This window comes from Streptomyces sp. NPDC005402, from assembly GCF_040606575.1.
Classification (GTDB): Bacteria; Actinomycetota; Actinomycetes; order Streptomycetales; family Streptomycetaceae; genus Streptomyces.
Genome location: NZ_JBEXFB010000003.1, coordinates 171,796 through 188,399, shown reverse-complemented (window position 1 = coordinate 188,399; position 16,604 = coordinate 171,796). Strand labels below are relative to the sequence as shown.

Sequence of the window (16,604 nt, the reverse complement as noted above, 5' to 3'; positions counted from 1 at the left end):
ACGTTCTCAACGAGGAGAGCACGTGCCACAGGACACCTACGACTACGACGTCATCGTCGTCGGCTCCGGCTTCGGCGGCAGCGTCACCGCCCTTCGCCTCACCGAGAAGGGCTACCGCGTAGGTGTCCTGGAGGCCGGCCGCCGCTTCACCCGGGAGACGCTCCCCAGGAACTCCTGGGACCTGAAGAACTACCTCTGGGCGCCGAAACTCGGCATGTACGGCATCCAGCGCATCCACCTCCTGGGCAACGTCATGGTCCTCGCGGGAGCGGGCGTCGGCGGCGGCTCCCTCAACTACGCCAACACCCTCTACGTCCCCCCGAAGCCCTTCTTCGAGGACCCGCAGTGGCGTGACATCACCGACTGGCAGGAGGAGCTCGCGCCGTACTACGACCAGGCCCGGCGCATGCTCGGCGTACGGCTCAACCCGACGATGACCCCCTCCGACGTCCACCTGAAGGCGGCCGCCGAACGGATGGGCGTCGGCGACACCTTCCACATGGCCCCGGTCGGAGTCTTCTTCGGCGACGGCGAGGACGCCGGGGGCAGGAGCAAGGCGGCCCCCGGCGAGCAGGTCGAGGACCCCTACTTCGGCGGCGCGGGCCCCGCCCGCAAGGCCTGCGTCGAGTGCGGCGAGTGCATGACCGGCTGCCGGCACGGCGCCAAGAACACCCTGAACGAGAACTACCTCCACCTCGCCGAGAAGGCGGGCGCGGTCGTCCACCCGCTGACCACCGTCGTGTCGGTCACGGACGACTCCCAGGGCGGCTACGCGATCGCGACCCTGCCCACGGACCGGAAGAAGAGTGAGGGCAAGGTCTTCAAGGCCCGCAAGGTCGTCATCGCCGCCGGCACCTACGGCACCCAGACCCTCCTGCACCGCATGAAGGCGGGCGGCCAACTGCCGTACATCTCGGAGAGGTTGGGCGAGCTCACCCGCACCAACTCCGAGGCCCTGGTCGGCGCCCAGACCGACAACCGCCGCTACCGCAGGGCGACCGGTGTGCCCAAGGTCGACTTCACCCAGGGCGTCGCCATCACCTCGTCCATCCACCCGGACGAGAACACCCACATCGAGCCGGTCCGCTACGGCAAGGGCTCCAACTCGATGGGCGGCCTGTCGATCCTGCAGGTGCCGTACGCCGAGGGTTCGTCGCGGGTCATGGCCTGGCTGGCGAACGCCGCGAAGCATCCGCTCCTCGTCCTGCGCTCCCTCTCCAACCGCCGCTGGTCGGAGAAGACCATCATCGGCCTGGTCATGCAGTCGCTGGACAACTCCCTGACGACGTACCTGAAACCGGACGGCGTCGGCAAGGGACTGCTCACCGCCCGCCAGGGCCACGGCGCCCCCAACCCCAAGCAGATCAAGACCGCTTCGGAGGCCGCGTCCGCGATCGCCGCCGACATCAACGGTTTCGCCGGATCCAACGTCGGCGAGCTGATGGGCGCCCCGCTCACCGCGCACTTCCTCGGCGGCTGCCCCATCGGCTCCTCCCGCGACACCGGCGTCATCGACCCGTACCACCGGCTCTACGGCCACCCCGGGATCTCGGTCGTGGACGGCGCCGCGGTCTCCGCGAACCTCGGCGTGAACCCCTCGCTGACGATCACCGCACAGGCCGAGCGGGCGATGTCGTACTGGCCCAACAAGGGCGAGCAGGACCCACGTCCGGCGCAGGGCGAGGCCTACGTCCGTCTCGGCGCCGTCGAGCCCAAGTCGCCGGCGGTCCCGGCGGAGGCCTTCGGCGCGCTGAAGCTGCCGTTCCTGGGGATACCGGCGGTCCCGAAGAAGTCGTAGCGCCGGGAAACGGAAAAAGGCCAAAGAGAAGGACCCGCACCCCCCTCCGAGTGCGGGTCCTTCCCTTGTCCTGCGTCAAGCCGTGCTCACCGCGCTACGACTCAGGCGTGCGCGCCGGCCACACCCTTGCGGCGCTTCACCGCGAAGACCACACCGGTACCGGCGACGACGGCGAAGCCGCCGACGAGGCCGAGGACCGGCAGGGCCGAGCTCGAACCGGTCTCGGCGAGCTGGCCGTCCACGTCGACGCCGTTGACGTCGGAGATGGGGCTCTTGCCACCGGTCTGCGGCTTGGCGTCGTTCGGCTTGCCGGCGTCGGAGCCGGCCGGCAGGACCTCGAAGAAGTAGACGCCCATGTTCTCGTCGCTGGAGACCCAGCAGCCCTTGTCGTCCGAGTACTCGGCGAGACCGATGGCGATGCCGATCGCGCTCGGGACCTCACGGGCGACCTTCACCCGCAGCTGGTAGCTGAGGGAGTCGCCGCCGTCGAGGGTGAAGGCGTTGAACGCGCCGCCCTCGCCGAACTGCGTGGCCACGTCGACCCAGGCGCCGCCCTGCTTCACCTGCACGGTGACCAGGTCGTCGTAGTCCTTGTCGAAGTCCCAGTCGACCGCGCTGACGCCGACGAGGGGCTGAATGTCCTTGATCGCCTCGTCGCCGTCGTTGCTGACGTTGAACTTGAAGTTCGTCCAGCCGCTGCCTGCCACGATGCTCTCGGGCAGACCGGTCAGCGAGCTGTGCAGGTCGTCGCTGTCGCCTACGACCGGGGCGCCGTCCTCGTCGACGGGGCACTCCTCGACAGGCTCGTCGCTCTCGCTCGGGGAGGGGCTGGCGCTGGCGCTGGCCGACCCGGACGGGCTCGTGGAGGGGCTGCTGCTGGCGGTGGCCGAGCTGGACGCGCTCGTGGAGGGGCTGCTGCTCGCAGGCGTGCTCGCCGGGTCAGCCGGGGTGGTGGCCGGGTCGGCCGGGGTGCTCTCGGGGGCCGTCGGGGTGGTGTCGGCGGGCGTGCTCTCGGGCGCGGTCGGCGTGGGGGTCTCGTCCGCGAAGGCGCTCGGCGCGGCGAACAGGGCCAGCGGCGCTATCGCGGCGGTCGCGGCGGCGGCGGCCAGTGCACGGCGAAGCTTCATGAAGACCTCGGAAGTCAGGTGTGCCGCACTTCCGCGGCACGCGTCAGGGTGAGGCCTCCGCGTGTGGGGCGCGGGTGGGGCCCGTGGTTCGTGAGGTTTGATCCACGACAACGGTGAATGGTTGTGCGGGCATTCACAGAAAACTTATGTGGGCTGAGTCACACAGGGGTTCATCTTGTGAACGGACTTTCCCAGGCCCTACAACTGACCCACGTGTCAGAAGACCCCAAGATCCCCGACGACGTCTGGGAACGGTTCGTCCGGGACTCCGAGCGCGACATCCGGGACTCCGCCCCCAAGGAACCCTCCGCGCGGGCCCGCGAGGTGACGGAGCGGCTGCGGCGACAGGAAGCGCGCGGCGAACTGCCGGAGGGCTGGCGCACCGGGCCGGCCTGGCAGCAGAAGAAGAGCCGGCGCGGCCTGTGGGGCGTCCTCGGTGTCACCGTCGCGGTCGTGGTGGCCGTCGTCGCGGTGAAACCCTCGCTGGTGCCCGGCGACCCCTTCGGCGGGGAGTCCTCCTCCGGGGCCGTGTCCTCCCCGCTGCCGCAGGAGACCGCCGCGCCGACGGCCGCGCCCTCCGCCGAGGCCTCCCAGATCCCCACCCTGGACGACCCGTTCGCCGGCTCGCCCGCCAAGCGCTGGGCCGACGGTGCCGCCGGGATCGCCGTACCGAAGGCGAAGGCCGTCTCCGGCCGGTCCCAGGCGAAGGTCGAGCAGGCGCTGGAGCTGACCAAGAAGCTCCTCGTCGAGTCCAACCTCGCCCCGGCGACCCTGCGCGGCGAACGGCCCGAGGCGGCGCTCGATGTGCTGGACCCGCTGCAGAAGGACGTCCGCGGGCTCCTGGAGACCGGCCTGCGCAAGCCGGACGACAAGCACGACCCCCTGTGGATGTTCAGCCGCTTCGACCCGAAGAAGGTCCGGCCGGTCGGCGACGTCGTGAAGACCCGCGGCCGTATGACCTTCAGGGCCGGGGAGCACGCCTCCGTCGCCGTGCACGCCGACTACACCTTCGTCTACCCGGTCGTGCAGACCAACGGCTCCACCGAGGTCACCCGCACCATCATCCGCCGCGTTCTCGACGTCGAGATCTCCGACCCGGCCAAGTACCAGGTCACCCCGGGCAAGCTCACCGTCGTGAACTGGGACCAGGACATCAACAACTCGGCCTGCGAGGTGTACGACGGCTATCTGCACCCGTCGTTCAGCTCGGCCGAGACCACGGGACCGGACCCGACGGGACCGACCACGGACCCGTACGACCGCAGCAAGCCCCTCGACGCGGGCCGCGCGGAAGGCTGCGGAACCGTCTCCCGCGTCTGAACCCCGGAGCCGGGCAGGCGAAGGGCCCCGCGGGACGGAGCCGCGGGGCCCTTCTTCGTCAGCACCGACGTCAGGGCAGCGCCGGTGCCTGGGAGCGGCGCCGGGGGGTTGCGCCGCTTGCTCTGTGTGCGTCGTGCCCCTTGGTCTGGACCTCTGGCAGTAAGGTGACGCACGAATGCGGTTGTCTGCGGAGGGACTTGGGGGCTTTCTAGGCATCGTGCTGGATGGACGCGGCCTCCGCAACCGTTTGACCCAGCCTTGTGCCGGTACTTGCCCCCGCCGGCCGGCCCCGGGCGTCCCCGGAGCCGACCGTCTCTTGGGTGACCGGGCTGCTGTCCCCTGCCGTCCGGTCACTACCTGGAGCGAGGTCCCACGGCGCACGGCGTGATCCGTACACCTCATCGCTCCAGCGAGCCACGCGTGGTTCTGTCGCGCCCGCCCCTGGCTGGCACGGACACCACCCCCAACGAAGCGGTGCGCGCCGCGGTCACGCGCCGTACGGGTGAGGCGGGGCCCGAACTCAGATGCGACCGCGGCACAGTTCGAGCAGCGTCATGGCGAGGGAGGTGCCGGGCCGGCCGAGGGCCTCGCGGTAGCGGCCGAGGATCTCCATCTCGCGGGCCAGGTGGACCCGTCGGCCGCCGGAGGCGATACGGGTCTGCTGGACGACGGACGAGACGGCCATCCGTTCCTGGATCAGACCGATGATCCGGTCGTCGAGCGCGTCGATGCGCTCACGGGCGTCCGCGACGGTCGCTTCGGATGTGGTGGTCATGCGGGGCTCCTGGGTGGGGTGGATGCCCCGGAGCGGCAAGGTCCGGAAAACACGGGCGCCCCGGACCTTGTCGGCCCGGGGCGCCTGGGAAGTCGCTTGTCAGTTGCTCAAGCAGCACGACCATGGCAGCCGGCGGGCCGGGTGCCATAGGTAAAGAGGAAGGTCGTCTGCGTGAGCATGGCAGCAGTATGCCGGGCCCCGGGAGAGTGTCCAACCCGGTTCGCATCCTGAGACGAGCTCGGCCCCGAGCCGGCCCCGCGACTCCCGGTAGACTCGGTACCACACACACCTCGCTCACCGCCGGAAGGCAACCCGTGTCATCAGCGAACCCCGCCGCCGCCCCCGACACCGTCCTGGTCGTCGACTTCGGTGCGCAGTACGCCCAGCTCATCGCCCGTCGTGTCCGCGAGGCCCGGGTCTACAGCGAGATCGTGCCGAGCACCATGCCGGTCGCGGAGATGCTCGCCAAGAACCCGGCGGCGATCATCCTCTCCGGCGGCCCCTCGTCGGTGTACGCGGAGGGTGCCCCGCGCCTGGACCGCGAGCTGTTCGAGGCCGGCGTCCCGGTCTTCGGCATGTGCTACGGCTTCCAGCTGATGGCCACCACCCTCGGCGGCACCGTCGACAACACCGGCGCGCGTGAGTACGGCCGTACGCCGCTGCACGTCTCGAAGTCGGGCTCCACCCTCTTCGAGGGCACCCCCGACGAGCAGTCGGTGTGGATGTCCCACGGCGACGCCTGCTCCGCCGCCCCCGAGGGCTTCTCGGTCACGGCCTCCACGGACGTCGTCCCGGTCGCCGCCTTCGAGAACGACGAGAAGAAGCTCTACGGCGTCCAGTACCACCCCGAGGTCATGCACTCCACGCACGGCCAGCAGGTCCTGGAGCACTTCCTGTACCGGGGCGCCGGCCTGAAGCCGGACTGGACCACCGGCAACGTGATCGAGGAGCAGGTCGCCGCGATCCGCGAGCAGGTCGGCGACAGGCGCGCGATCTGCGGACTGTCCGGCGGTGTGGACTCCGCGGTGGCCGCCGCCCTGGTCGCGCGCGCCATCGGCGACCAGCTGACCTGCGTGTACGTCGACCACGGCCTGATGCGCAAGGGCGAGACCGAGCAGGTCGAGAAGGACTTCGTTGCCGCGACCGGCGTGAAGCTGGTCGTCGTCGACGCGGAGGAGCGCTTCCTGACCGCGCTCCAGGGGGTCTCCGACCCCGAGGAGAAGCGGAAGATCATCGGCCGCGAGTTCATCCGGGTCTTCGAGCAGGCGCAGGCGGAGATCATCGCGGACGAGGGTCCGGCGGTGGAGTTCCTCGTCCAGGGCACGCTCTACCCGGACGTGGTCGAGTCCGGCGGCGGCACCGGCACCGCCAACATCAAGTCCCACCACAATGTGGGCGGCCTCCCCGAGGACCTCGAGTTCCAGCTCATCGAGCCGCTGCGCAAGCTGTTCAAGGACGAGGTCCGGATGGTCGGCCAGGAGCTCGGGCTCCCGGACGAGATCGTCCAGCGCCAGCCGTTCCCCGGCCCCGGCCTCGGTATCCGCATCGTCGGCGAGGTCACCAAGGAGCGCCTGGACCTGCTGCGCGACGCCGACGCCATCGCCCGCGAGGAGCTGACCGCCGCCGGCCTCGACCGCGACATCTGGCAGTGCCCGGTGGTCCTGCTCGCGGACGTCCGCAGCGTCGGCGTCCAGGGCGACGGCCGGACCTACGGCCACCCGATCGTCCTTCGCCCGGTCTCGTCCGAGGACGCCATGACCGCCGACTGGTCGCGACTGCCGTACGACGTCCTCGCGAAGATCTCGACGCGGATCACCAACGAGGTGGCCGACGTCAACCGCGTGGTGCTCGACGTGACGTCGAAGCCGCCGGGGACGATCGAGTGGGAGTGAGCCCGCTGTGAGGCTCAGGCGCGCTTGATCGTGCGCAAGGGCTGACCGGGCTTCCAGATCTGGAGGACCAGGTGCTTCTCGTCCTCGACATAGGTGCGCACGACCTCCGTCAGCTCGGTGCGGAAGAGGTGGAACGGCTCCGGCGGTTCCACCTCTGTCACGTACGCCCTCTTGGCCTCGGCGTCCTCGACCTCGATCGCCCGCCCGGCGATCCGTACATCGCCGCCGCCCATGGACTGCCCCTCCCCGGGGTTCGCCTGGAGCGCGAACCGCGCGTCCCGGCGCAGGTCGAGGGCCTTGAGCGAGTCCGGCATCATGCCGAGCCAGAGTTCGCCGTTCAGGAAGCGGACCTCCAGGCCGGTGGTGCGCGGGGAGCCGTCCTTGCGGAGCGTGGCGAGGACGTGATGGGTGAAGGCGCCGAAGCGTGCCTCGACGGTCTTGGCCAGGTCGGGTTCCGCGGAGTTGAAAGCTGCCCAGTTCATACCGGTCAGTCTTCCGTCGATACCCGACATCTGCTGTCTGGTATCGACCGTGTGCGCCATCTTTACAAACCACCCCTGTTCTCTTGCGCTGACCGACGGTAACTTCCGCCCCGTAAAGCAACCCAGTGCTGGAGGAGCACATGCACGAGACGCCCCTCGGGCCCACTCCGCCGATGCCGCTGCCCACCGAGAAGCTGCAGTTCGCCATGCCGCCGATGCACGACTCCGTCGAGGAGGAGCGCCGGCACCGCAAGGAGCGGCTGGCCGGGGCGCTGCGGATCTTCGGCCGGCTCGGCTTCGAGGACGGGGTGTCCGGGCACATCACCGCACGCGACCCGGAGTTCACCGACTGTTTCTGGGTCAACCCCTTCGGCATGCCCTTCAAGCACGTCACCGTGAGCGACCTCGTGCTCGCCAACTCCGACGGGCAGGTGCTCGACGGCCGCTACCACGTCAACCAGGCGGCCTTCACCGTGCACTCCCAGGTGCACGCCGCCCGTCCCGACGTCGTCGCCGTCGCCCACTGCCACTCCGTGCACGGGCGGGCGCTGTCCGCCCTCGGCGAGCTCCTCGACCCGATCAGCCAGGAGAGCTGCGCTTTCTACGAGGACCACGCGCTGTACGAGGCCTACACCGGGGTCGCCGTCGACGCCGAGGAGGGCCGCCGGATCGCCGCCGCGCTCGGCTCCCGGAAGGCGCTGGTGCTGCGCAACCACGGGCTGCTGACCGTCGGGGACTCGGTGGACGCGGCGGCCTGGTGGTTCCTGTCGATGGAACGGTCCAGCCAGGTGCAGCTGCTGGCGCGGGCGGCGGGACGGCCCGTACTCATCGACCACCGGGCGGCGGTGGCGACCCGGGAGCAGCTGGGCGGGGATCTGGTGGCGTGGATCAACTACCAGCCGACGTGGCAGGACATCAGCCGCAGCGAGCCGGACCTGCTGAGCTAGAGGCCTCGCACGAGCCACAAGCCGCGCATGAGCCACAAGCCGCCTGAAGCAGAACCCCCGCATGAGCTAGAAGCCTCGCAGCACCGCGGCCTTCGTCATCGCGAACTCCTCGTCCGTGAGCACCCCGTCACGGTGCAGCTCACCCAGCTCCCGCAGCCTGCGCAGGAGGACGTCGTGATGGTCGGCAGAGGGGGGTATGGCGGCCGCGGTGAGCCGGCGGCGGTGGGCGCGTTCGTCCTCGTACGCGATGTCCCCGCGGGTGGACGGGTGCGGCAGCCGGGCCGTGACCGCCGTCGCGACGAGCGCCGTGAGCAGGTCGCGGCGCGTGCTGCCCCACAGGTCGAGGGCGTACGGGTCCTTCTCCGGCGGCAGTTTCGAGAAGGACGTCTCGCGGGTCACGAACCGCATGAAACCGTCCTCGTAACCGGAGTTGGGCAGCCACTCGACCCGGGCGAGGTCACCCACGTCGATGATCCGCGGGCCGGTCGCCCGCTTGACGCGGTCGGAGGTCTCGGCCCAGTCGATGCGGACCTGGGTGCCGTCGAAGGAGACCGTGCCGTCGGAGGAACGCACCGAGACCGGGACCGGTGGGCCGGACAGCAGATACGTCTTCGTCGGGTCCTTCGGGATCTGGTCGAGGAGGAGGGCCCGGCGGATCTCCTCGGCCACGTACTCGGCGACCCCGGCGCGGTCGACGTCCACGACCAGGCGGTACGGATCGGCCGCGTCCGGCAGGCGTCCGCCGGTCGCGTGCAGCAGCGGGTCCGCGCCCTCGCGCAGCCGCATCCGCAACCGGCCGCGCCTGCGTTCCGGCTCGAACGCCACGCCGGAAATGGCCTCCAAGGGCACCGCGACCTCGCCGTACGTCTGCCGGAACAGCGGCACGGAGCGGTGAAGTCCCGGGGTGATCCTGACCGTTGTGCCGTCGAAGACCCAGGTCCCGTCACGCTGGATGATCTCGGCCATAGGGAAATTCTCGCAGCCGGGTCAACACGGCGGGCGCCGCGTCACCCGCGCTGACCACACCTGCCGGACGCGGGTGGTGTGCCGTAGGGCACAATTCGCTGTCATCACGGGGGAGTTGTCCGGGGTTCTTCGTGGGGCGTGGGGCGCGAGAGCTTGTAGGTTCTGCGGCCGGTCGGCCGTGAGGTCATATGGGGCCAGAGGGCCAAGGGTTGTGGGAAGGCGGGCGTCGGGCGTGGCGGTGCAGGAAGCGAGACAGAGCGCGGCCGGGGGCGTGCCCGGAGGTACGCACGAGGGCGGCTGCACCTGTGGGGACTGCCCGCACGGGGCGCGGGCCGGACATCGGCGGGCGGTGGCGGAATTCCTCCTGAAGCGGGACGAGTTCGCCGCCGGGCAGGGCCTGCCCGCGGCCGTGGCGCACTCCGCGTCGGCCTCCCGGCAGTGGGTCTCGGAGGAACTGACCCAGTCCGCGGAGGCCGTGGCCGAGCGGGGGCGGGCGGAGGGTGCCGCCTGGCTCGCACGGCTGTGGCGTCGCACCGCGTACGTGGTGTGGGCCGCTGTCGTGGTGCTGCTCCTCGTCCAGGCGCTGACGGCCATCGGGGCGGGATGGACCGCGGCACGTACGGCCGGGCTGGTGGCGGCCCTCGTGGTCGCGGGTTCGCTGACCGCGGCGTCCTGGTTCCACCGGGCCCGCGGCGGGGTGCTCGCACCGGTCATCGGTGAGGACAACCGGCTGTCCACCTCGCGGGCCGTCGCGGTGGCGTGGGTGCTGTTCGTCGCCTACGCGGTGCTGGTGCTGGTGGGCCGTCTGGCCGCGGCCTCCGAGAGCGGTGAGCGGGACGCGCTGATCTCCGGGCTCGAACTGGCCCGGGGCGCGGGGGTCGTGACGGTACTGGCCGTGGTGTGCGGGATCGCTGTGCTGGTGCGGCGGGTGATCGGGCTGCGGGTCCTCGGGCAGCGGCTGCAGAAGGTACGCGCGGACCGGCCCCGCGCCGCCGACCTGCTGACGGACGACTCCGGGCGCGGCGCCTTCGCCGACATCCAGTACGTCGTGATCGGCGGGGTCGCCCTGCTGTTCGCGGCTGTGCGGCTGGCCCGGCGGCCGGATCAACTGCCGGATCTGCCCTGGGGGCTGGCGGTGGTCGTGCTGGTGTCCGCGGCCACGTATGTGGCGGGGAAGTACGCGGAGGGCGGCCGGCCGGTGATCCTGTCCGTGGTGCGGTCGCGGGAGGCCGGAGACCTGGACGGGCCCATCCGCACCGGGGACGACATCGAGATCAGGGGTGCCGGGTTCGTGCCGCCGGGGGCGCAGCGGGCGGACCGGCTGTCCCGGATGGTGGTGCGGATCGGGCCGGTGAACGTGCATGTGCCGTTGGTGCCGGTCGCCGGGGGCTTCAGCAACCCCACGGACGAGGTGCTGACCGTGCCGGTACCGGCGGATGTGGAGCCGGGACGGGTGGAGGTGCAGGTGGTGACGGCTGCCGGGGTGGAGACGAACCGGTACGCGATCGATGTGACGGATTGACATCGCATTGAGTACCGCCGCCCCGCCGTACGTATGGTCGTGTGAGGGGTCTCGGCACGCTGTTGGAGAGGCGGCTCGAAGCGATGACTCACGGTTTTCGTACGGACACGCACGCCCCCTATTACGACGAAGAACGGTCCTGGCGGGACAGCATCGGCCAGTACGCCCTACTGCCGTTGCGCATCTTCCTCGGCGTCACCTTCATCTACGCCGGCCTGGACAAGCTGACCGACAGCGCCTTCATGAAGGGCTCCGGCTCGGGCTCCATCGGCGACATGATGCGCAGCGTCCGGGATTCCTCGGCCATCCCCGCACTGGTCGACCTGTCCCTGAAGAATCCCGTCGGCTTCGGCTACGCCATCGCCTTCGGTGAACTCGCCGTCGGTATCGGCACCCTGCTCGGCATCCTCGCCCGCCTGGCGGCACTCGGCGGTGCGCTGATCTCACTCAGCCTGTGGCTGACCGTGAGCTGGGCGTCCGACCCCTACTACTACGGCAACGACCTCGCCTATCTGATGGCCTGGCTGCCCCTCGTCCTCGCGGGCGCCTCCGTGTTCTCCGTGGACGCCGCCTTGCGCGCCCGACGACGGCAGCGGGCGGGAGGTTACCGGTAGCTCCGGTCGGCGGAGCCGCCGCCGGCCGGGGAGGGGCCGTGGTCCGGTGCGAGGCTGTCCCCCCGACGCTGATCAGTGGGGCACGGGCGGCTGGGGCGTCTCGTCGACCGGCGGTGTGCTGGTACGCCGGCTGTCGCGGTGGTTGCGTACGGCCCGGGCCAGCAGCCCTATCGCGCCGGCGAGGCAGAGACCGCCGACGACCATGGGGATCACCGCGAACCACGGGGTGTCCCAGGCGTCGCCCGCGTCACCGGCGTAGGTGATGCCCGCAGCGGTCAGGAAGAGGCCGGCGACCAGTTTTCCCGGTCGGAAGTCATGACGCAGCACGGCGCACCTCCGCCTGGCCGATGCCGACCCGCAGGTCGAGGTCGAGGGTGGCGGTGTTCTTGGCGCCCGGGACCGGTTTCAGGGTGATCTCCTTGCGCTTGCCCGGTGCCACGTCCACGTCCGCCTGGTCGTCGCCCGGCAACTGGATGTCGCCCACTCCCACGTCGATGACGGCTTTCACGGTCACGTCCGGTGGCACGATCACCACCAGTCGTCCCACCCCGACGTCGGCCTGGGTCGTCGCCGCCCGGCCCTTGGTGTAGTCGACGCGGGACAGGTCCAAGGTGCCTACTCCGGTGCCTAGTTCGTAGTGCTCGCGGATGTTCTGCGTCGCCGCCGGTGTCCAGTTCGTGCGGACCCAGTGGGTGGTGATGTCCTTCGGGAGAGCGGCCGACGCGGCGAGCAGGCCCGCTGTGATGATCGCCAGAAGGATCGAACCCGCTCCGGTGCGGCCCAGGAAGGAGCTGATCGCTATACCCAGGCCCAGGACGATCAGCGCGCAGGACAGACCGGTCTGCAGGCTGGTGCCCAGGGCGTGGTCCTGCCAGGTCGCCCCGGTGCCGAGGCCGCCCGCCAACAGGGCGAGCAGGAAGACCCAGCCGCCGATCCAGCGGGGACCGCGGGGCTTCGGCGTCTGGATCCGGGCCGTGCGGATGTCCTCGCGGCGGCTCCAGGAGACGCCCCGGCCGATGTTGACGGCCGCCGCGATGTCACGATCGCGGGAGTCGCTCGGGCCCCACAGATAGCCCGTGCCGCCGACGTGGGTGCCGTCCTTGACGATGGGGTCACGCCACCAGGACGGGTAGCCGGCGGCCACCGGTGGGGCCTGGGCCTCCGGTGGAGCGTCGGCGACGGCCTGGGCGGACAGCGGATCGGGGTCGGGGGTGCCGCGGTTGCGCGACCAGTACCCGGCGCCCGCGAGGAGCAGCGAGAGGACCACGGCGAAGGTCAGCACGCCGGTGTTGCTCAGCATGGTGAGGAAGACCCCGCAGCCGACCAGGGCGAAGAGCACGCCGGTCAGGGCCTGGCCGTCCACCCGGCCGGTGAGGAGCTTGCGCACCTCGTTCTCGTCGTCGTCCTCGTACGGGACGAAGAGCCAGGCGAAGCCGTAGAAGATGAGGCCGATGCCGCCGGTCGCCGACAGCACGGTCAGCGTGATCCGGAAGATCACCGGGTCCATGTCGCACTGCCGCCCGAGTCCGGCGCACACCCCGGCGAGCAGCTTGTGCCGCCGGTCCCGCCGCAGGCGCAGGGGGGCCGGGGGCGCGTCCTCGGCGGGGGCCGTGTCCTGGAGGGTGACGGTGGGCGGGGCGGGGGCGTCGGTCGTCGTGCGGTGCCCGAGGGGTCCGGTGTGCGGGTCCGCCGGTGTGCCTCCTTCTTCTTTCCGCGTGCTCGCCCGCCCGTACGCACGCGAAGCCTCGCCGGTGTCGGCGGACGCACCCGCGCCGGGACCGGGGCCGGTGCCCGGGTCCGGGCCTCCGTCGGATCCGGCGCCCGCGGCGTGCTGGTGATCTGTCATGTGTCCATGGTGACGGGCGCGGGGGCGTGACGGGAGTCGGAACGACCCTGGCCGGACCCTGATATCGGCCCTGAGAGGGGAGAGGGAAGCGTTCGGGAGGCGCGCCGTTCGAAGATCAGGGGAGTCTCGGGGGCCAACCCTGATGCCCCCGCACCCCGGCCGTGTGACCATCGATGGCATGCCGGAAGCCGCAGCAGCGCCCCTCGTCGAACCGCGGCCGCCGCGCAAGCTCTACCGCAGCAGTGACGGACGCTGGCTGGGTGGTGTGGCGCGGGGCCTCGCCGGGCATCTCGGGCTGCCCGTGATCTGGGTGCGGCTGGTCTTCGTCGGTCTGTTCATGGCGGACGGTCTCGGCGCTTTGCTGTATGCCGCGTTCTGGTTCTTCGTGCCGCTCGGCATCGGCGGGGTCGGTGGGCAGAGGCCCCCGTCCCTGGTCGCCACCGAGACCTCCCCGGACGGCCGCCGCAGACTGGTCACCCGCCGCCCGGACAAGGGCCAGATCGTGGCCCTGCTGCTCATGGTCGTCGTGGCCATGGTCTTCGTCGGCAATGTCAAGGTCGGCAATGGAGCCAAGACCTACCTCTGGCCGGCGGTCCTGGTCGGCGCGGGCGTGGCCCTGGTCTGGCGCCAGGCGGACAACGCCCGCCGGGCCCGCTGGATGGAGGTGGGCCGTCGACGGCGCACCCTGACGCTGCTGCGGGCCGCGGGCGGTGTCCTGCTCGTCACCGCCGGTGTCTCCGGGATCTTCGTCCTGCAGGGTTCCGCCGCCCACCTCGGCTCCGTCCTCCAGGCGGCGCTCGCGGTCCTCGTCGGGATAACGCTCCTCGCGGGGCCGTATCTCGTCCGCATGACCCAGGACCTCTCCGAGGAGCGCCTGATGCGTATCCGTGCCCAGGAGCGCGCGGAGGTCGCGGCCCACGTCCACGACTCGGTGCTGCACACCCTGACCCTGATCCAGCGCAACGCGGAGAACGCGAACGAGGTGCGCCGCCTCGCCCGCGCCCAGGAGCGCGACCTGCGCACCTGGCTGTACAAACCCGAGGGCACCGGCAAGGACGAGGCCGACGAACCCACCGACCTCGCCGACGCCGTGCGGCGCAACGCCGCCGAGGTCGAGGACCAGCACGGCGTCCCCATAGAGGTGGTCGTCGTCGGCGACTGCCCGCTCGACGAGAGAACCGGTGCGCAGATGCAGGCCGCGCGTGAGGCGATGGTCAACGCCGCCAAGTACGGTGGCGAGGGCGGCGCCGTACAGGTCTACGCCGAAGTCGAGGGCAGGACGGTCTTCGTGTCCGTCCGGGACCGCGGCCCCGGCTTCGACCTCGACTCGATACCCGCCGACCGGATGGGTGTCAGAGAATCGATCATCGGCCGCATGGAGCGCCATGGCGGCACGGCCCGGCTGCGGGCGGTGCCGGGCGGCGGCACGGAGGTCGAGCTGGAGATGGAGAGGGCGGAGAAGACGTCATGAGCGACGAGGCGAACGGCACGGCGGAGGTCACCGGGGGCGCGGACGGGCGCCGGGTGCGCGTGGTCCTCGTCGACGACCACCGCATGTTCCGTACGGGGGTCCAGGCCGAGATCGGCCGGACCGAGGAGACCGGCGTCGAGGTGGTCGGGGAGGCCGCCGACGTCGACCAGGCCGTCACCGTCATCACCGCGACCCGTCCCGAGGTCGTCCTCCTCGACGTCCATCTCCCGGGCGGCGGCGGGGTCGAGGTGCTGCGCCGGTGCGCCCCGTTGATGGCCGACGCCGAGCAGCCCGTCCGCTTCCTCGCCCTGTCCGTCTCGGACGCGGCAGAGGACGTGATCGGAGTGATCCGGGGCGGAGCACGCGGCTATGTGACGAAGACGATCACCGGCACGGACCTTGTCGACTCCGTCTTCCGCGTCCAGGAGGGCGACGCCGTCTTCTCGCCGCGCCTGGCCGGTTTCGTCCTGGACGCCTTCGCCTCCACCGACGCCCCGCCGGTCGACGAGGACATGGACCGTCTCACGCAGCGCGAGCGCGAGGTGCTGAGGCTCATCGCGCGCGGTTACGCGTACAAGGAGATCGCCAAGCAGCTGTTCATCTCGGTGAAGACGGTCGAGTCCCATGTCTCGGCGGTGCTGCGGAAGCTGCAGCTGTCGAACCGTCACGAGCTGACCCGGTGGGCCACGGCGCGCCGACTGGTCTGACGCACACGACCACGCGCACTCATGCCGCGCGCACTCACCCCACGCGCGTGGCGCCCGCGAACGGCATCTGGTCGATCGGCGCCACCCGCACCGGTGCGGACGGGTTCGGGGCGTGGATCATCTGGCCGTTGCCGATGTAGAGGCCGACGTGGCTGATGCCCGAGTAGAAGAACACCAGGTCGCCCGGGAGGAGTTCGGAGCGGGAGACGCGCCGGCCGGCGTCGATCTGGGCGTAGGTCGTGCGGGGCAGGGAGATGCCCGCGGAGCGGTAGGCGGCCTGGATGAGGCCCGAGCAGTCGAAGGCGTCCGGGCCGGTGGCGCCCCATACGTAGGGGCTGCCGAGCTTGGCGTAGGCGTAGGAAACGGCTGCCGCAGCACGGGAGTTGGGGGCTCCGGTGGTGGCCGCGCCGGGGACCGCCAGTTCGTCGCGTGTGCCCGTGGTGGCCCGTGAGGCGCGATCCCCGCCGTCCCCCGCCCCTTCCCCGGCCGGCAGCTGGGACATCAGTCGGCGGGCCGCGCCCAGTTTGCCGGTGATCGTCTTCTTGTGGCGCTTCAGCTCCGCCTGGCGCGACTTCAGCGAGGCCAGCTCGATGTGCGCGGCCCCGCGCAGCTGCTCGATCTCCCGCAGCTGTCGGCGTACGTTCGCCACGGAGGCGGCCTGGCGCGTACCGGCCCGCTCCACGAACTCGGCGCTGTCCAGGTACTGGTCGGGGTCGTCGGTGAAGGCGAGCTGCATCGCGGGGTCGAGGCCGCCACCGCGGTACTGCGCCGCGGCGATCGTACCCAGCGCGTCCCGCGCCTCGTTGAGCTGCTGCGTCCTGCGGGCCGCCTCGTCCCGCAGGGTGCCCAGCCGGGTCTCGGCCGCCTCCGCCTTCTCCTTCGCCCCGTTGTACTTCTCGGTGGCGGCCTCGGCCTCCTGGTACAGCTGGTCCACCTTCGCCTTGACCTGCGCCGGTGTGAGCTGCGGCTCGGCGTGTCCGATCCCGTTGAAGCCCGTGGCGCCGGCGGCCCCCGCGAGGGCGATCGTCGCTGCCGTACGGACCGTATGGCCGCCGGCCGAGCGGCTGCGGGGCTTGCGGTGTGCTGCCAAGTGGACTGCACGTCCCTTCCTACGATCGGCCGCCCCGAGGCTCGCGG

Annotated in this window: 15 protein-coding genes; 8 read left to right on the top strand and 7 right to left on the bottom strand. The window is 71.1% G+C overall.

All coding sequences use genetic code 11. From position 1 onward, the window contains the following. The first annotated feature begins 22 nt into the window (after positions 1-22). Entirely contained in the window at positions 23-1,798 is a 1,776-nt protein-coding gene (locus tag ABZT02_RS06695) for a GMC family oxidoreductase (RefSeq protein ID WP_356014931.1), read from the top strand. A 101-nt stretch (positions 1,799-1,899) separates the two neighbouring features. On the opposite strand, the gene ABZT02_RS06690 is transcribed toward ABZT02_RS06695, so the two are convergent. Continuing rightward, a complete protein-coding gene (locus tag ABZT02_RS06690) occupies positions 1,900-2,925 on the bottom strand; it encodes an LPXTG cell wall anchor domain-containing protein (RefSeq protein ID WP_356014929.1) in 1,026 nt (341 codons plus the stop codon). 177 nt (positions 2,926-3,102) lie between these two features. Between ABZT02_RS06690 and ABZT02_RS06685 the strand changes: the two genes are divergently transcribed. After that, positions 3,103-4,245 (top strand): hypothetical protein, encoded by a 1,143-nt coding sequence (locus tag ABZT02_RS06685; protein ID WP_356014927.1) that lies wholly within the window; start codon positions 3,103-3,105, stop codon positions 4,243-4,245. Between the two features lie 520 nt (positions 4,246-4,765). Here the strand turns inward: ABZT02_RS06685 and ABZT02_RS06680 are convergent. Then, positions 4,766-5,020, bottom strand: coding sequence for a chorismate mutase (locus tag ABZT02_RS06680; RefSeq protein ID WP_356014926.1), 255 nt, complete (start codon positions 5,018-5,020; stop codon positions 4,766-4,768). 314 nt (positions 5,021-5,334) lie between these two features. Here ABZT02_RS06680 and guaA point away from each other — a divergent pair, with 314 nt between their 5' ends. Continuing rightward, positions 5,335-6,912: a glutamine-hydrolyzing GMP synthase gene (gene guaA / locus ABZT02_RS06675; RefSeq protein WP_356014924.1), complete on the top strand. Its 1,578-nt coding sequence runs from the start codon at positions 5,335-5,337 to the stop codon at positions 6,910-6,912. Between the two features lie 14 nt (positions 6,913-6,926). On the opposite strand, the gene ABZT02_RS06670 is transcribed toward guaA, so the two are convergent. Continuing rightward, positions 6,927-7,394, bottom strand: coding sequence for a pyridoxamine 5'-phosphate oxidase family protein (locus tag ABZT02_RS06670; protein ID WP_356014921.1), 468 nt, complete (start codon positions 7,392-7,394; stop codon positions 6,927-6,929). A gap of 140 nt (positions 7,395-7,534) precedes the next feature. Here ABZT02_RS06670 and ABZT02_RS06665 point away from each other — a divergent pair, with 140 nt between their 5' ends. Beyond that, positions 7,535-8,341, top strand: coding sequence for a class II aldolase/adducin family protein (locus ABZT02_RS06665; RefSeq protein WP_356014919.1), 807 nt, complete (start codon positions 7,535-7,537; stop codon positions 8,339-8,341). A gap of 66 nt (positions 8,342-8,407) precedes the next feature. On the opposite strand, the gene ABZT02_RS06660 is transcribed toward ABZT02_RS06665, so the two are convergent. Next, complete coding sequence (locus tag ABZT02_RS06660) at positions 8,408-9,307, bottom strand: DUF4429 domain-containing protein (RefSeq protein WP_356014917.1); 900 nt, start codon at positions 9,305-9,307, stop codon at positions 8,408-8,410. A gap of 232 nt (positions 9,308-9,539) precedes the next feature. On the opposite strand from ABZT02_RS06660, the gene ABZT02_RS06655 reads away from it, so the two are divergent. Then, a complete protein-coding gene (locus ABZT02_RS06655) occupies positions 9,540-10,829 on the top strand; it encodes a hypothetical protein (RefSeq protein ID WP_356014916.1) in 1,290 nt (429 codons plus the stop codon). An 83-nt stretch (positions 10,830-10,912) separates the two neighbouring features. Further along, positions 10,913-11,443, top strand: a complete 531-nt coding sequence (locus tag ABZT02_RS06650; protein WP_356014913.1) for a DoxX family protein — start codon at positions 10,913-10,915, stop codon at positions 11,441-11,443. A gap of 72 nt (positions 11,444-11,515) precedes the next feature. Here the strand turns inward: ABZT02_RS06650 and ABZT02_RS06645 are convergent, their stop codons facing one another. Next, on the bottom strand, positions 11,516-11,770 hold the full coding sequence (locus tag ABZT02_RS06645) for a hypothetical protein (protein ID WP_356014912.1): 255 nt from the start codon (positions 11,768-11,770) through the stop codon (positions 11,516-11,518). Beyond that, positions 11,757-13,289, bottom strand: coding sequence for a PspC domain-containing protein (locus tag ABZT02_RS06640; RefSeq protein ID WP_356014910.1), 1,533 nt, complete (start codon positions 13,287-13,289; stop codon positions 11,757-11,759). Before ABZT02_RS06640 ends, ABZT02_RS06645 begins: the two co-directional genes overlap by 14 nt. Before the next feature lie 178 nt (positions 13,290-13,467). On the opposite strand from ABZT02_RS06640, the gene ABZT02_RS06635 reads away from it, so the two are divergent. Continuing rightward, entirely contained in the window at positions 13,468-14,760 is a 1,293-nt protein-coding gene (locus ABZT02_RS06635) for a PspC domain-containing protein (RefSeq protein WP_356014908.1), read from the top strand. Then, positions 14,757-15,467 (top strand): response regulator transcription factor, encoded by a 711-nt coding sequence (locus tag ABZT02_RS06630; RefSeq protein ID WP_355741718.1) that lies wholly within the window; start codon positions 14,757-14,759, stop codon positions 15,465-15,467. Before ABZT02_RS06635 ends, ABZT02_RS06630 begins: the two co-directional genes overlap by 4 nt. Before the next feature lie 34 nt (positions 15,468-15,501). Here ABZT02_RS06630 and ABZT02_RS06625 read toward each other — a convergent pair whose 3' ends face one another. After that, entirely contained in the window at positions 15,502-16,557 is a 1,056-nt protein-coding gene (locus ABZT02_RS06625; protein ID WP_356014906.1) for an NlpC/P60 family protein, read from the bottom strand. Between the last annotated feature and the right edge of the window lie 47 nt (positions 16,558-16,604).

Bases quoted from the DNA above. Each gene is read 5' to 3' on its own strand.
- ABZT02_RS06690 (WP_356014929.1), bottom strand. From the start codon at position 2,925: ATGAAGCTTCGCCGTGCACTGGCCGCCGCCGCCGCGACCGCCGCGATA.
- ABZT02_RS06680 (WP_356014926.1), bottom strand. From the start codon at position 5,020: ATGACCACCACATCCGAAGCGACCGTCGCGGACGCCCGTGAGCGCATC.
- ABZT02_RS06670 (WP_356014921.1), bottom strand. From the start codon at position 7,394: ATGAACTGGGCAGCTTTCAACTCCGCGGAACCCGACCTGGCCAAGACC.
- ABZT02_RS06665 (WP_356014919.1), top strand. From the start codon at position 7,535: ATGCACGAGACGCCCCTCGGGCCCACTCCGCCGATGCCGCTGCCCACC.
- ABZT02_RS06660 (WP_356014917.1), bottom strand. From the start codon at position 9,307: ATGGCCGAGATCATCCAGCGTGACGGGACCTGGGTCTTCGACGGCACA.
- ABZT02_RS06650 (WP_356014913.1), top strand. From the start codon at position 10,913: ATGACTCACGGTTTTCGTACGGACACGCACGCCCCCTATTACGACGAA.
- ABZT02_RS06640 (WP_356014910.1), bottom strand. From the start codon at position 13,289: ATGACAGATCACCAGCACGCCGCGGGCGCCGGATCCGACGGAGGCCCG.
- ABZT02_RS06635 (WP_356014908.1), top strand. From the start codon at position 13,468: ATGCCGGAAGCCGCAGCAGCGCCCCTCGTCGAACCGCGGCCGCCGCGC.
- ABZT02_RS06630 (WP_355741718.1), top strand. From the start codon at position 14,757: ATGAGCGACGAGGCGAACGGCACGGCGGAGGTCACCGGGGGCGCGGAC.